Source organism: Janthinobacterium sp. NKUCC08_JDC, assembly GCF_019345575.1.
GTDB classification, from domain to species: domain Bacteria; phylum Pseudomonadota; class Gammaproteobacteria; order Burkholderiales; family Burkholderiaceae_D; genus Janthinobacterium; species Janthinobacterium aestuarii.
Map to the genome: position 1 here is coordinate 108,867 of NZ_JAHKQW010000015.1, position 15,310 is coordinate 124,176.

At 62.3% G+C, this 15,310-nt stretch carries 12 protein-coding genes; 5 read left to right on the forward strand and 7 right to left on the reverse strand.

Annotation, left to right across the window (positions count from 1 at the left end):
• Nucleotides 1–100: 100 nt before the first annotated feature.
• Nucleotides 101–565, reverse strand: a complete 465-nt coding sequence (locus tag KO538_RS25250) for a DUF494 family protein (protein ID WP_034749287.1) — start codon at nucleotides 563–565, stop codon at nucleotides 101–103.
• A 94-nt stretch (nucleotides 566–659) separates the two neighbouring features.
• Nucleotides 660–1,763, reverse strand: a complete 1,104-nt coding sequence (dprA, locus tag KO538_RS25255) for a DNA-processing protein DprA (protein WP_219330022.1) — start codon at nucleotides 1,761–1,763, stop codon at nucleotides 660–662.
• A gap of 306 nt (nucleotides 1,764–2,069) precedes the next feature.
• Between dprA and def the strand changes: the two genes are divergently transcribed.
• From def to KO538_RS25270, 3 genes are all read left to right on the forward strand, one after another.
• Nucleotides 2,070–2,612 (forward strand): peptide deformylase, encoded by a 543-nt coding sequence (def, locus tag KO538_RS25260; RefSeq protein WP_219330023.1) that lies wholly within the window; start codon nucleotides 2,070–2,072, stop codon nucleotides 2,610–2,612.
• Between the two features lie 108 nt (nucleotides 2,613–2,720).
• A complete protein-coding gene (gene fmt, locus KO538_RS25265) occupies nucleotides 2,721–3,680 on the forward strand; it encodes a methionyl-tRNA formyltransferase (RefSeq protein WP_219330024.1) in 960 nt (319 codons plus the stop codon).
• Nucleotides 3,681–3,694: 14 nt separating this feature from the next.
• Nucleotides 3,695–4,597 (forward strand): LysR family transcriptional regulator, encoded by a 903-nt coding sequence (locus KO538_RS25270; protein ID WP_219330025.1) that lies wholly within the window; start codon nucleotides 3,695–3,697, stop codon nucleotides 4,595–4,597.
• Here the strand turns inward: KO538_RS25270 and KO538_RS25275 are convergent, their stop codons facing one another.
• Nucleotides 4,598–5,005, reverse strand: a complete 408-nt coding sequence (locus KO538_RS25275) for a 4-oxalocrotonate tautomerase family protein (RefSeq protein WP_072456698.1) — start codon at nucleotides 5,003–5,005, stop codon at nucleotides 4,598–4,600.
• A 159-nt stretch (nucleotides 5,006–5,164) separates the two neighbouring features.
• Nucleotides 5,165–7,642 carry an IPT/TIG domain-containing protein gene (locus KO538_RS25280; protein ID WP_219330026.1) on the reverse strand — a complete coding sequence of 826 codons (2,478 nt, stop codon included), beginning with the start codon at nucleotides 7,640–7,642 and terminating at the stop codon, nucleotides 5,165–5,167.
• A gap of 651 nt (nucleotides 7,643–8,293) precedes the next feature.
• Here KO538_RS25280 and metH point away from each other — a divergent pair.
• Both metH and KO538_RS25290 read left to right on the forward strand, forming a co-directional pair.
• Nucleotides 8,294–12,088 (forward strand): methionine synthase, encoded by a 3,795-nt coding sequence (gene metH, locus KO538_RS25285; RefSeq protein ID WP_257620572.1) that lies wholly within the window; start codon nucleotides 8,294–8,296, stop codon nucleotides 12,086–12,088.
• A 114-nt stretch (nucleotides 12,089–12,202) separates the two neighbouring features.
• The gene (locus tag KO538_RS25290; RefSeq protein ID WP_051990989.1) at nucleotides 12,203–12,574 is read left to right on the forward strand and encodes an SPW repeat protein; all 372 of its coding nucleotides are present in this window, start codon (nucleotides 12,203–12,205) and stop codon (nucleotides 12,572–12,574) included.
• Between the two features lie 154 nt (nucleotides 12,575–12,728).
• On the opposite strand, the gene KO538_RS25295 is transcribed toward KO538_RS25290, so the two are convergent.
• The 3 genes from KO538_RS25295 to KO538_RS25305 form a co-directional block, all read right to left on the reverse strand.
• Nucleotides 12,729–14,009 (reverse strand): EAL and HDOD domain-containing protein, encoded by a 1,281-nt coding sequence (locus KO538_RS25295; RefSeq protein WP_034749309.1) that lies wholly within the window; start codon nucleotides 14,007–14,009, stop codon nucleotides 12,729–12,731.
• Nucleotides 14,010–14,146: 137 nt separating this feature from the next.
• A complete protein-coding gene (locus KO538_RS25300) occupies nucleotides 14,147–14,926 on the reverse strand; it encodes a class II glutamine amidotransferase (protein ID WP_219330027.1) in 780 nt (259 codons plus the stop codon).
• 77 nt (nucleotides 14,927–15,003) lie between these two features.
• Entirely contained in the window at nucleotides 15,004–15,261 is a 258-nt protein-coding gene (locus KO538_RS25305; RefSeq protein ID WP_034749313.1) for a DUF3567 domain-containing protein, read from the reverse strand.
• Nucleotides 15,262–15,310 lie beyond the last annotated feature (49 nt).

Below are 15,310 nucleotides of genomic sequence, written 5' to 3' on the forward strand. Positions count from 1 at the left end.
ACACAATGGTCTGGCGTGCGCGCCGGTGCAGCACATAGTAAAGGGGATGGCGCGGCGGTGGCGCCAGGGTCGGACAGACAGCGAAGAATATGGCTATATATTAGTGCAGCAGGCGCGGCGGGAGGTCTTCATCGTCGACGAACAGGTCGTCGAACATCAGGGCATCCGGTTCCTTGCCCTGGCTCCACAGCAGCATCAACACGATGACTTTCAGCTTGCCCAGCGAAACGGGTGCCTCGTCGAGCGCCAGCGCCCGTTCGATGACGATTTCGCGCTGCAGTGGCGAAAGCACCTTGGCGCTTTCGAGGAACTGGATGAAACCGATGGCAGCCGTGCCCAGCACGTCGCTTTCCTGCTGCACATAGAAGCGCGTGCCCGTGGAACTGGCCGTCAGGGTCTGTTCGACGCCGGCCATGGCGTTCAAGTCCGTCAGCCACACGAGCGCTTCGGAAATCTCCACGTCGTCGAAACCGACGGCCGACAGTTTGCGCGCCAGGACTGCCGGCTCGGGGCAGGCATCGGGGCGATAATAAGTCTCGTAGAGGTACACCAGGATATCGAACATGGCTCTACTCTAGCAGCTAAGCTCGCTAAGACACAAGGGTGCGCACAGACAAAGCGCGCCCGTGCGGCAAGGCCGCCACACAAGTGACAAGCTGTCATTTGCAGCGTTGAAACAGTCCTCCGGGCAAGCGTTCGACCCGGCCCGCCAGCTCCAGCGCCAGCAATTCGCCCATCAGCGCGCCCATGGCCAGGCCGCTGCGCGCGGCCAGGGTATCGGCATCAAGGGGATCGTGGCCCAGCGCGGCCAGCAGCGGCGTCTCGTCTTCCACCGCCGCCGGCACGCCGGGGGCGCTACCCAGCCACTGCAGCTCTTGCAGCACGTCGTCGGCAGACTCGACCAGCTTGGCGCCCTGCTTGATCAGCGCATGGCAGCCCTTGGCCAGCGTGGCGTGGATGGAACCGGGCAAGGCATACACGTCGCGCCCCTGCTCGCCGGCCAGGCGCGCCGTGATCAATGAGCCCGACTGGGCCGCCGCCTCGATCACCAGCACGCCGCGCGCCAGGCCGCTGATCAGGCGGTTGCGGCGCGGAAAGTTACCGGGCATGGCCGGCAAGCCCAGCGCGTACTCGCTGACGATGCAGCCTTGCTCGGCGATTCTTTGCGCCAGATCAAGGTTGCGACGTGGATACACCAGATCGGCGCCCGTGCCGATCACGGCGAGGGTGGCGCCAGCGCCGCGCAAGCCGCCCTCGTGCGCATGCGTGTCGATGCCCAGCGCCAGCCCGGAAATGATGGTCAGACCTGCCGCACTGAGGGCTTGCGCGAAGGCGGCCGCATTCTGCATGCCTTGCGCGCTGGCATTGCGGCTGCCGATGATGGCCACGCCGGGACGCGACAGCAGTTCCGCCCGTCCCCGCACATATAACAAGAGCGGCGGATCGGCGATTTCCAGCAGCAGCGGCGGATACGCGGCATCGGCCAGGGTCAGCACGGCATTGCCGGGCCGCTCCAGCCACTGCAAGGTAAGCGCCAGCTGGCTGTTGGCCACCGGCTTGAACGGCTGCACGATGGCGCGCGCCACGCTGGCCGGCACCACCTCGCGCAAGGCCTCGAATGGCGTGGCAAAGATTTGCGGCGGCAGGCCGAAGCGGGCCAGCAAGGCGCGCGCCGCCACCGGCCCCACGCCGGGCAGGTGCTGCAGGCGCAGCCAGCCCGCCAGTTCCGTGGCCGTGTCTGCCGTCGTTGCAATTGCATGCATGACAACCTCGCTGTGTACTGTGCCATCCCATGCTAGCGCCATGGCGTGCACGCGATACCGACGCGCGCAAGAGTGCGTGCAATGACGCAGCAAAACGGCCCGCCGTCCACAGGGCCATGGGTGTCTGTGATAAAATTTCCCTTTGCAGCAAACGAATAGCGCACTGGCAAACGCATCTGCCGCGCCGTTGCGCCACACGCGCCCAACCGTAGCGTACTCAAAAATAAAATAGCCCTGCCATCGTTCGCATGGCCCAGGCATGAATAATCCGGCGCACCGGCGCCCACCTTAACCAGTCGAATCCGTATGTCCATATTAAATATCCTGCGTTACCCCGATCCTCGCCTGCACACGATCGCCAAGCCCGTCACCGAATTTGACGCGCGCCTGCAAACCCTGATCGACGACATGGCCGAAACCATGTACGACGCCCCTGGCGTCGGCCTGGCCGCGTCGCAAGTGGACGAGCATATCCAGATGATGGTGATAGACACCACCGAAGAAAAAAACCAGCTGCAAGTCTTCATCAACCCGGAAATCACTTGGGCCAGCGAAGAAAAGCAGGTCTACGACGAAGGCTGTCTGTCCGTGCCTGGCGTCTACGATGGCGTCGAGCGCCCGGCCCGCATCAAGGTGCGCGCCATGGACCGCCACGGCAAGCAGTACGAACTGGAAGCCGATGGCTTGCTGGCCGTCTGCATCCAGCATGAGATGGATCACTTGCTGGGCAAGGTATTCGTCGAATACCTGTCGCCGCTCAAGCGCAACCGCATCAAGACCAAGATGATCAAGGAAATCCGTGGTCTCGAGCGCGAAGCGAGCTTGCGTGCGCAGAACCGCCGCTTTTAAGCAGACTTCGAGCCACAGCTGATAGACTAAGCAGCAACAGTAGTCGTTACACCACGCCAGCCTGGCGCCTTCGGGAGCGGGCCTGCGCACCTCACGTCAAGGAACCATATGAAAGTGATCTTCGCAGGCACGCCTGAATTCGCCGCCACGGCCCTGAAAGACTTGCATGAAGCGGGATTCGAGATTCCGCTGGTGCTGACCCAGCCCGACCGCCCTGCCGGACGCGGCATGCAATTGCACGCCTCGGCCGTCAAACAGTATGCCCAGCAGCACGGCATCGAGGTGCTGCAACCGTTGTCCCTGCGCATGGACAGCAAGGACCCGCAGCGCGCCGCCGAAGCGAAAGCGGCCCACGAACGCCTGCTGGCGACCGACTACGACGTCATGGTGGTGGCGGCCTACGGCTTGATCTTGCCGCGCAGCACGCTCGACATCAAACCCTGCATCAATATCCATGGTTCCCTGCTGCCGCGCTGGCGCGGTGCCGCACCGATTCACCGCGCCATCGAAGCGGGCGACGATGAAACGGGCGTGACCATCATGCAGATGGAAGAAGGCCTCGATACGGGCCCCATGCTGGCCATCGAGCGCACGCCCATCGAGGCGGGCGACTCCACCGCCACCTTGCACGACAAGCTGGCCACCCTGGGCGGCAAGATGATCGTCGAAACCCTGCGCAAGATGCAGCAGCAGCAGCCGCTCGAAGCCGTGCCTCAGCCGGAAGCGGGCGTCACCTACGCGGCGAAAATCGCCAAGGAAGAAGCGGCGCTCGATTTCAGCCTGCCGGCGCTGGAACTGGGCCTGAAAATCCGCGCCTTCAATCCGTTTCCCGGCGCCTGCGGCCAGGTCGATGGCGTCACCATCAAGATCTGGGCCGCCGAGGTAATCGAGGCGGACAGCAAGGAGGCGCCTGGCCAGGTGCTGGCGGCCGACGCCCAGCACGGCATCGTCGTGGCTTGCGGCAATGGCTCGCTGCGCCTGACGGAACTGCAAAAGCCGGGCGGCAAGCGCCTGCCTGCGGCCGAGTTCATCAAGGGCTTCCCCCTCGAAGGCAAGCGCTTCGTTTAAACCGGCACGCGCCCATGGACCAGCTGACCGCCCTGCGCGCCCTGCGCCGCGTCGTGGAACTGGGCAGCTTCACGGCCGCCGGCGCCGCGCTGGGCATTTCCCACTCCATCGTCTCGCGCCAGGTGCGCCAGCTGGAAAGCCAGCTGGGCGCCCAGTTACTCAACCGCACCACGCGCCGCTTCGCCCTGACGGCCGCCGGCCAGGAATACTACTTGGCCAGCCGCGATATCCTCGACGCCCTTGACGCGGCCGACCGCGCCGTCGCCATGCACCAGGCGCAACCGTCCGGCAGCTTGCGCATCAATGCGCCGATGGCTTTCGGCACCCTGGAGCTGGCCGCCTGGCTGCCCGATTTCAGCCGCCAATATCCGCATATCCACATCGATCTCGTCTGCAATGACCGCATCGTCGACCTGATCGACGATGGCTTCGACGTGGCGCTGCGCCTGGCGCGCGGCTTGCCCGACTCCACCCTGGTGGCGCGCCAGCTGGCCAGCAGCCGCACGGTGGCCGTCGCCTCGCCCGCCTACCTGGCCCGCCATGGCCATCCGGCCACGCCGCAAGACCTGGTCCAGCACAATTGCCTGATGTACACCTCTGGCGAGAAGCCGGCGGAGTGGTCGTTCACCGATGGTGACGGCGCCGCCCACAAGGTGGCCGTACGCGGCAGCCTGCAAGTCAATACGAGCGTGGCCCTGCGTGAAGCGGCCGTGGGCGGCATGGGGATTGCCGCCGCGGCCGGCTTCATCGTGCGCGATGCGCTGCGCAGCGGCCAGCTGGTGGAAGTCTTGCCCGGCTACACCTTGCGTCCACGCACCTTGTACGCGCTGTATCCGCACAGCAGACAGTTGTCGCCGAAGGTCAGGGCCTTCATCGATTTCGCCGTGCAACACTATCAAAATCGCCGCTGGGATTGATCAGGCCTGCTGCAGCGCCTTGCGCACGGCGCGGAACTGCTGCGTCAAGCCGCCGTAGCCCCAGGCCGCCTGGCGCGCATCGTGCACATGGATGTAGCTGACGTCGTGCAAGGCGCCGAGATACTCGTGCATGGCGGCAAACACGGCGGCGATATACGCGGCCTTTTCCGCCGCCGTATTCGTTTCATCGCTGATCAGGATATCGAGGAAAAAGCTGGCCTTGCCTTGCGCTTGCAACGAGGGCCCGCCGACAAACCAGTGCGCTGCGTCAAGATGGCTGATCGCCACCGACGTCAGCTCGGGCGCCTTGTGCAACAGTTGCGCCGTCAATTGACTCAGGGTGGCGGCGATGGCGGCCGACTGGCCCGCCTTGGGTGGCGTGGATAAACGCAGGTTCAGGATGGGCATGGGATGCTCCGCAAGTGGATGAAGCCCCATTCTAGGCAGGCGGGAGATAAAACGGCAGCCCCCGCCAGGCACAGGATCTGTGCAGTTTATGCACCAATGCCTGCGCGCATAAAAAAAGGGCTTGCCGCGGCAAGCCCTTGTTGCATCGACCGCCCTTGCTTAGCGGCGCTGCACCTTCATCAGGCGTGCGCCCACGGACGACGACAGGCTGACCTCGAAGCGGCCACCGGCCGGCAAGGCGCTGACGTCGACGCTGGCTTTGCCACCGGTCAAGTCACTGGCGACCACCGTCTTGCGGCCATCGGCGGCGACGTGCAGCACGGCGGCGTACGGTTCCGCCTCGGCATTCCAGACCAGCGCCAGCTTGCCGCCGCTTTGTACCGCATCGAACGTGGCATCGTTGGCGGCGACCTTGCTGCGGCGCGCCGGGCGCTCCAACTTGGCCAAAGCCTTGCCATTTGCCAGCACTTGCACGTCGCTGATGTCGCCCGGGTTGGCGAAGCTGACGCGGAAATGGCTCATGGCGTTGCCGCCATGGTCGGCCACGGAGACGGCATCGAAGGGCAAGTCGATAGTCTGTCCCAACGCCGTCAGCACGCGCAAGGTATAAGCATGGCCGCTGCCGCTGGCCGCTGCGCCGATGCGCACCGACGAGGCAACGGCGGGACGCAGCCCCACGCCAGATGGCGTGATACGGCCGGAAATCGTCAGATAGCCATTCTCGGCCACGGACATGCTGGCGGCCACCACATTGCTGCCAGTAACCTGCGTGCTGCGCTTCTCCAGGAATTGCTGTACGCGCACATAGCTGTAGTCGGAGAACCAGGCGCCGCTGCAATAGCTCATCACGTCTTTCATCGGCGTGCTGCCATAGACTGCCTTGCTCAACTGGCCAATGCTGCCCGCATAGCTGCTGTTGTACAGCGGTTGCGGACCCAGATCGCCATTCGCATACGGGTAGTCGGCAGCGGCACCGGACGGACCGCCACAGGCAACGTGCTGCAACGAGTGGTTGTGACCCAGCTCATGCACCAGCGTAGTCAGCCATTCAGGCCATTGATTGCCGAATGGATCGACGGAGGCAATGCTGTTGAACCGGGCGTCCAGGCCGATGGCCGACGTGAAGTCGTTGCCGCTGCTGCGCTGGTTGATGTAGGCCAGGCCGGCGGCGCGCGTGGAGGACATTTTCGGCACGAAACCATAATAATAGGCGCCGCGGTCTTCCAGTGCGCGCTGGTTTTCCAGCTTGCCCAGGGTATCGCTCCACCAGCTGTCGGCCGTGCTGCTGCCAGGCATGCTCAGCGCCGCGCGCGTGGTGATGCTGATATTTTCCGCCGCATACGGATACACGCGCAGCAGCGCGGCACGGATCACCTCGGCGTCAGGCAGTTGCGCCACGCCATCATCGGTGCTCAACGGTACCAGCACCAGACGGATCCTGGCCAGGCTGGCCACCACGGGCGCCGCTTCCTGACTCACTTGCACGCCGTCATTGCCCACGGCCGTCACGCGCACGCGCACGCCAGGCAGAACCCAGCCGGACGGCAGGATGGCGCTGAAATTGCCGTTGAAACTGTAATCGCTTTTCGACGTCGGCAAGACCGACGGGCCGCTCATGGTGATGCTGCCCAGGTTGCTGCCATTGGCAGCCGTAGCATTCAAGGTCACGGCCGGGCTGGCCTGGCCTGTTTGCGTGGCCAGCACGGACACGCGCACGGCGGCCGGCTTGCCGCGCGTCAGGCGCAAGGCTGCATCGCTGGCATTCAAATTCAGTACCTGCGCGAAATCAATGCTGCCCAAGGTAAAGGCCGACACCGTGCCCGCATTCACGGCGATGCGCGAAGCGGCCGACAGCATCACGCTGCCCGTTGCCGACGCTGGCGCGGACAGCACCAGCTGGCTGGCACTGGCGCTGACGATGGCGGCTGGCGTACTGCCCACCGTGGCCGAACTGACCTGGTCGAGATTGCTGCCCTGCAGCGTCACCGACAAGGTCGCGCCGTTGACGGCCGACGCGATCGACGTCACTGCCACGTTTGCCAAGACTGTATACGTGTCGCTGCTGGCCACATCGTTGTAGGGACCGCGCACCGTCAGCGCACCTGTCGCCGCGCCCGCAGGCACCACCACCGTCACGCTGCCGGCCGTCTGGCTTTGCGGCGTTGCCGCCGCGCCATTGCCGAACTGCACCGCCGTCACGGCGCCCATGCCGCCGCCCGCGATCGTCACGCTGGAACCGACGCCGCCCGTTGCCGGTGCGACACTGCTCACGCTCAGCGGCAGGTACACGTTCACGTTATAGCTGGTGGTCGCCGTGCCGCTGGCGCTGACCAGGCTCAAGGCGCCCGTAACGGGCACGCCCGGCATGGCCAGGGTTACGCTGCTGTCGCTGCTGGCGCTGGCGGCAACGTTCACGCCGCCCACCTGAAAAGCCGTCACGCGGCTCAGATTCGTGCCCGTCACCACCAAGCTGCCACCCACGGCGACATTCGCCGCCGAGACGGCCGTCACGGCAGGAACCAGCACTGGCGTACCCGAGGTGGTCGCCACCACCGTGTCACCACCGCCACCGCCGCCTCCGCCGCAAGCGGACAGGCCCAGCACGACAAACAATGCTACAAGCAGATGGTTTTTCATGGCTGGCAACCATGTTGGTGCAGCGCGATGCCGGGGAGGACACGGGAGAAATGTGACATATTGGTGACTTTTGGTGAGAATGTAATTTCGAAGAACCCATATTATGGGTTAATTCGATTCCCAAGGACAACTATTAATGCTTTTGATTCAATTGGTTTTGATAATAGTTAAAGTATCGACTTGGAAAGATTTATTCTAAGAATTATTCGCTTCACTCTGTCTTGTCTTAAATCAAAATTATTTTCCTTTGCAGCTATTGCCATTCAATTCATTAAAAAGATTCTGACAGCGCGCAAATAATGTGGAAATTTTTCCACAGCCTAGACGCCGTGCCTTCCTGCCAAGTTTGGCGGAAGAATTAACGTTTTGAGTAAGATTTTCAGGAATGTAATTTTCAGAAGCAGGCGCGGCGCAAGCCGATGTGTTGCAATGTGTTGCAACCTGGCCTGCTATGGGGCGAACAGCCGCTTTTGCTTAAAACCAAAGCAGCCTGATGCCGTATAATTTTAGACCCCGGTGAAATCAGGCGATTGCCACCTTCTGCCTGCCCTACCCGGCCGGCACACTCCGTCAGCTGATCCTGCTGGCCCGCAACCGCCTCATACAGTCTTGTCGCCGCGCCGCCGCCCGTTTGCCTATTGAAAGCATGAAATGAACGATACCGTGATCCCCGCCATGTCCCCGACCGAAGCCACCTTGCGCGCCATCCTGGCGCAGCGGATCATGATCCTCGACGGCGCCATGGGCACGATCATCCAGCAATACAAGCTCGACGAAGAAGCGTACCGTGGCGGTCCCGCCGGCCGCTTCATCGATTTCGCCGCGCCGGCCGACAGTGGCGCGCGCGAGCTGTTCGTCAAGGGCAACAATGAGCTGCTGACCCTGACGCAGCCGCACATCATCCAGGAAATCCACGAGCGCTACCTGGCGGCCGGCGCCGACCTGATCGAAACGAATACCTTCGGCGCCACGACCATCGCGCAAGACGATTACCACATGGCCCACCTGGCCTATGAAATGAACGTCCAGGCGGCCAAGCTGGCGCGTGCCGCCTGCGACAAATATTCCACGCCGGACAAACCGCGCTTCGTCGCCGGTGCCCTGGGACCGACGCCAAAGACGGCGTCGATCTCGCCCGACGTGAACGACCCGGCCGCGCGCAACGTCACCTTCGACCAATTGGTGGCCGCCTACCTGCAGCAGACGCAGGGCCTGGTGGAAGGCGGCGCCGACGTGCTGCTGGTGGAAACCATTTTCGATACCTTGAACTGCAAGGCGGCCCTGTTCGCCATCGACCTGTTCTACGAGCAAAACCCGACTGTCGTGCGCCTGCCCCTGATGATTTCCGGCACCGTCACGGACGCGTCGGGACGCATTTTGTCAGGCCAGACCGTGCCCGCCTTCTGGAATTCCGTGCGCCACGCGAAACCGCTGACCATCGGCCTGAACTGCGCGCTGGGCGCCGCCCTGATGCGTCCGTATGCGGAAGAGCTGGCCAAGATCGCCGACACCTTCGTGTGCATCTACCCGAACGCGGGCTTGCCCAACCCCATGAGCGACACGGGTTTCGACGAGTTGCCAGCCGACACGTCCGCCCTGCTGCGTGAATTTGCCGACGCGGGCTTCTTGAACATGGCGGGCGGCTGCTGCGGCACCACGCCCGAGCACATCGCCGCCATCGGCCAATTGCTGTCGAAAAACACGCCGCGCGCCGTGCCGGCCCCATCGCACGACCTGCGCCTTGCCGGCCTGGAACCGTTCGTCGTCAATGACGCGTCGCTGTTTGTCAACGTGGGCGAGCGCACCAACGTCACGGGCTCGAAGGCGTTCGCGCGCATGATCCTCAACGAGCAATACGACGAAGCGCTGTCCGTTGCCCGCCAGCAGGTGGAAAATGGCGCACAGGTGATCGACATCAACATGGACGAAGCGATGCTCGATTCGCTGGCCGCCATGACGCGCTTTTTGAACCTGATCGCCTCGGAACCCGATATTTCGCGCGTGCCCATCATGGTCGACTCGTCGAAATGGTCGGTCATCGAAGCGGGCCTCAAATGCGTGCAAGGCAAGGCCATCGTCAATTCGATTTCCATGAAGGAAGGCGAAGAGGAATTCCTGCGCCAGGCGAAACTGTGCCGCCGCTACGGCGCGGCCGTCATCGTCATGGCTTTCGATGAAAAGGGGCAAGCCGACACCTTCGAGCGCAAGATCGAAATTTGCGCGCGCGCCTACCACCTGCTGATCGATGCGCTGGACTTCCCGCCCGAAGACATCATTTTCGATCCGAACATCTTTGCCGTCGCCACCGGCATCGAAGAGCACAACAACTACGCCGTCGACTTCATCAACGCCACGCGCTGGATCAAGGAAAACCTACCGTACGCGAAGATCTCAGGCGGCGTGTCAAACGTGTCCTTCAGTTTCCGCGGCAACGATCCAGCCCGCGAAGCCATCCATACGGTTTTCCTGTACCACGCCATCAAAGCCGGCATGACCATGGGCATCGTCAACGCCGGCATGGTCGGCGTGTACGACAACCTCGACCCGGAACTGCGCGAGCGCGTGGAAGACGTGGTGCTGAACCGCCGCGAAGATTCGACTGAACGCATGATCGAGTTTGCCGGCACCCTGAAGGCAGGCGGCAAGGCCGAAGCGCAAACCCTGGCCTGGCGCGAAGGCACGGTACAGGAGCGCCTGTCGCACGCGCTGGTGCACGGCATCACGCAATTCATTGTGGAAGACACGGAAGAAGCGCGCCAGGAACTGCTGCACAATGGCGGACGCCCCATCCACGTGATCGAGGGCCCCTTGATGGCCGGCATGGACGTGGTCGGCGACCTGTTTGGCCAAGGCAAGATGTTCCTGCCGCAAGTGGTGAAATCGGCGCGCGTGATGAAACAGGCCGTGGCCCATTTGATTCCGTTCATCGAGGAAGAAAAGCTGCTGGAAGAAAAGCGCACGGGCATCGTCGCCAAGCCGAAAGGCAAGATCATCATGGCGACCGTCAAAGGCGATGTGCATGACATCGGCAAGAACATCGTCACCGTCGTTCTGCAGTGCAATAACTTCGAAGTGGTGAACATGGGCGTGATGGTGCCGTGCTCGGAAATCCTCGCTCGCGCCAAGGTGGAAAACGCGGACATCATCGGTCTCTCGGGACTGATCACGCCATCGCTGGAAGAAATGGCGTACGTCGCCAAGGAAATGCAGCGTGACGAACATTTCCGCATGCTCAAGATTCCCCTGCTGATCGGCGGCGCTACCACCAGCCGCGCCCACACGGCCGTGAAAATCGCGCACAACTACGAAGGCCCCGTGATCTACGTGCCGGACGCCTCGCGTTCCGTGTCCGTCGCGCAATCGTTGCTGACGCCGGAGCAGCGCGAAAAATACGTGGAAGACATCGAACTCGACTATGCACGCATCCGCGAGCAGCACGCCAACAAGAAGGCGCTGCCCATCCTGCCGCTGGCGCAAGCGCGCGCCAACCGCATGGTCGTGCCGTTCGACGGCGCCTGCACACCCGTGAAACCGAAGTTCATCGGCCGGCGCGTCTTTAAAAATGTCGACCTGGCCACCCTGGCCAACTACATCGACTGGGGCCCGTTCTTCCAGACCTGGGACCTGGCCGGCCCCTTCCCCGCCATTTTGACCGATGAAGTGGTGGGCGACGCGGCCACCAAGGTGTACGCGGAAGGCCAGGCCTTGCTGAAAAAACTCATCGATGGGCGCTGGCTGACGGCCAACGGCGTCGTGTCCTTGCTGCCAGCGAACAGCGTCAATGACGACGATATCGAGGTGTACACGGACGATACGCGCAGTACCGTGGCATTTACGTACTACGGCATGCGTCAGCAAGGCGTCAAACCCGTGGTCGACGGCGTGCAGCGTCCAAACCAGTGCCTGGCCGACTTCATTGCGCCGAAAGCATCGGGCGTGAAGGATTACATCGGCATGTTCGCCGTCACGTCCGGCCTGGGCATTGAAAAGTACGAAAAGCGCTTCGAGGATGCGCACGACGATTACTCGTCCATCATGCTCAAATCGCTGGCGGACCGCCTGGCCGAGGCCTTTGCCGAATACCTGCACGAGCGTGTGCGCAAGGATTTGTGGGGCTATGTGCCGGACGAGCACCTGGGCAACGACGACATGATCGCCGAGAAATATGTGGGCATCCGCCCGGCGCCCGGCTACCCGGCCTGCCCCGAGCACACGGTCAAGAAACAGATGTTCGAGGTCATGCAGGCCGAGGAAATCGGCATGCAGCTGACGGAATCGTATGCGATGTTCCCCGGCGCGGCCGTGTCCGGCTTCTATTTTGCCCACCCGGAGTCGAAATACTTCGTCGTCGGCAAGATCGGCATGGACCAGGTGGAAGACATGGCCAAACGCCGTGGCGCCAATATCGAGGACGTGGAACGCTGGCTGGCGCCCAATCTGTCATAATTTAAGCACAAGGCGCGCGGAACTTTCTGCGCGCCGCAGCGCACTAACGCAGTATGCCGGCCGGCATGCTGCATGCCCGCTCCGGCCCGTTCCCTGACTGGCTAAGGAGGATATATGGCAACCAACTTCAAACTGAAACGCTGGCAGGACCAAGTGATCCTGTTGCTGGGCCTATGGCTGGTCGTCTCGCCCTGGGCCTTTTCCTATCCCGAAGGCTCGCCGCAGATGATCAACGCCCTTGTCTCGGGCCTGGTGATCGCCGTGCTGGCCGCCTTCGACCTGTACAAGACCTATTTCTGGGCCGTCGTCGTCAACCTGCTTGTCGGCGTGTGGGTCGCCGCCTCGCCGTGGATCCTGCGCCTGGCCGATCAGCCCGTCGTCATGTGGAACGAACTGCTCGTCGGTATCGCCGTCGTCGTGCTGGCCCTGTGGGAACTGCGCACCGACCCCGAGCTGCACAAGCACTGGCCCGGGGCGGCAGCGTAGCGGCGTAAAAAAGCCCTGCTACGGCGGCGCCGTGCAGGGCTGTTTTTTGACGGGTCGCGTAGGTCGGATTAGCGCTTGCGCGTAATCCGACACCACAGTCATCGCCAACAATGTTGTCGGATTACGCGTGGCCTGGCGGCCGCGCTAATCCGACCTACAGTGCGTAGCGGACGACGTTATCGCTCCACTCATAGGCGGCCATTTCCAGCTCCACCAAGTCGTCCGGCGACATGGCCAGGTCGCGCAGGGTTGGCACGATCTCGCCTTCCATGTCTTCGATGCGCTCGATGCATTCAGCCAGGCGCAGCAGGTCGCCGTAGAATCCCTCGCGCGACAGCAGCGCTTCAGCCACTTCGTCGATCACTTCGATCTGGCTGAGGATTTCCGACATCGGCACGCCGAACAGGGTATCCATCAGTGACATGATGCCGACCGTAAAGGCGATATCGGCCGAGTGGGCGTGGTTGGGGCGCAGTTTATGCGCGAGCAATTCGAGCAAACGGCCGCGCGTGGTGGCCAGCATCAGCAGCGGCGTCATGCTATGGCCGCGCTTGCTTGGCTCCGCGTACAGCATGATTTGCAGCCAGCGCTGCAATTGGCGGCGGCCCAGTACGGTGACGGCCTGGCTCAGCGAATCGATGCGCTGGCGCGCGCCCACGGCCGGCGTATTGACCAGGCGCAGCAGGTTCAGGGCCAGCGACACGTCGCGCTTGATGGCGCGCTCGATATCCATGTTGTCGGCGTCCGACGTCACCAGGGTCATCAGTTCCATGACGGCCAGTTGCGACGGCGACAACTTCTTGCCCGTCATGATGGCGGGCTTGGCAAAGTAATAACCTTGGAAGTAATCGAAGCCCAGGTCCAGGCCCGACTTGAATTCTTCGCGCGTCTCGACCTTTTCCGCCACCAGTTTCTTGTTTTCCCGCTTGAAACGGGGCGCCAGCGCCGCCAGCACTTTCGGGTCGACCGTGCTCATGTCCATCTTGACGTACTGCACCAGCGGCAACAGTTCCTGCACTTGCGCCGTATCGGAGACGACGTTTTCCAGCGCGAAGGTGAAGCCATGGCCCACCAGTTCGCTGATGCGCGCGCGCACTTCCGGCGTGACGGGCATCGATTCGACGATTTCCAGCACGACTTTTTCACGCGGCAGGAAGACGAAGATGTCGCTCATGATCACGTCGGCATCGACGTTGACGAAACCGAGCGCGTCGCCGATGACCTTTTCCATGCCCAGTTGGGAAGCGTGGGCGATGACGGACGCCGTGGCGGACAGGTCGCTGGTAATGTTGGCGGGGCCGACCGGAGCGTTGCGGAATAGCAACTCATAGCCGAACAGGGCCTGGTTGCGGTCGAGGATAGGTTGTCGACCCAGATAGAACTCGCGCACGCGCAAGGGTTTCGGGGTGATGTCGTTGCTGGAAATATCGATCATTAACTCTTCATCAATCACGTCGAGTGACACCGGCCGCGCCGCGCCCGCATCAAGGTTCACTATTGACAATACTTTAGCTGAATTCCGCCCGCGCTGTGGGTATTTTGGCAGCAATCCAGCGTATTGTCGTCAACAAATTAGGCCACTGGCGTGTCTTGCACCATCCCGTCGACAAATAATTTCAATTCGCCGGGCACAAACGCCGTCCATTGTTCATTCGTCGTCAGCGGCTGGGTAACGATCACGGCCACTCTGTCCTGGGGCGTCGTCACCTGGGAAAAGTCCACGCTCAGGTCTTCATCGGAGAGTTTAGCAGTTGGAAACGGATGTTGTCGCACCAGATAGTGCAAGCTGGTCGAGCAATGGGCAAACAGCGCCTCGCCGCTCGACAGCATCATGTTGAACGTGCCGTGGGCCGCGATGCCGGGCAACAAGTCCGCCAGCGCCGCATGCAGCTGCGGCAAAGCCGGCGGGGCGTCGCCAAAGCGCGCGTGCAATTCCTGCAGCAGGTAGCAGAAAGCCCGTTCGCTGTCGGTGCAGCCGACGGGACGGTAACTGCCCGTCAGCACGGGGTTGAAATCCTTCAAATCGCCATTGTGGGCAAAGACCCAGTAGCGGCCCCACAGTTCGCGCACGAAGGGGTGGCAGTTTTCCAGCGCCACCTGGCCTTGCGTGGCCTTGCGGATATGCGCGATGACATTGCGCGACTTGATCGGGTAGCGTTTGATCAGTTCGGCCACGGGCGAGGCGATGGCCGCCTGATGGTCGACAAAATGGCGCACGCCGGCGCCCTCGAAAAAGGCGATGCCCCAGCCATCATGGTGGGTATCGGTATGGCCGCCGCGCATGGCGAAGCCGGTAAAACTAAAGACAATGTCCGTGGGGACATTGCAATTCATTCCGAGAAGTTGGCACATGGTCTGTTTGCAGCTGGATAACACGGCCACCATACCACGCCGTCTGGCGGATTGGTATGGCGGCGATGGCCATCACATCAGTGCAACAGGACGGGCTGGCTCATGAGGGAATCGTAGCTGCCCAAGAATTCATCGATCTCTTCCATGCTCGGTTCGCTGGCGATCAATTCCGTGACGTCGCGGCGGAAGTTTTGCGCAAGGATACCGGCGATAAACGTTTCCCGCTTGCCCCCCTTGTCGACGATTTCATAGCCGCCAAAGCGCAGGGCTTCCAGGTCGCCATCGACGCCGAATTCCACGACGCTATATTGTTCGCTGTTATAGATCAGGTTCATTTTGCATCCTTCGCTCAAGCAAGAGAAACTCTTGCGGTTTCAGGACAGA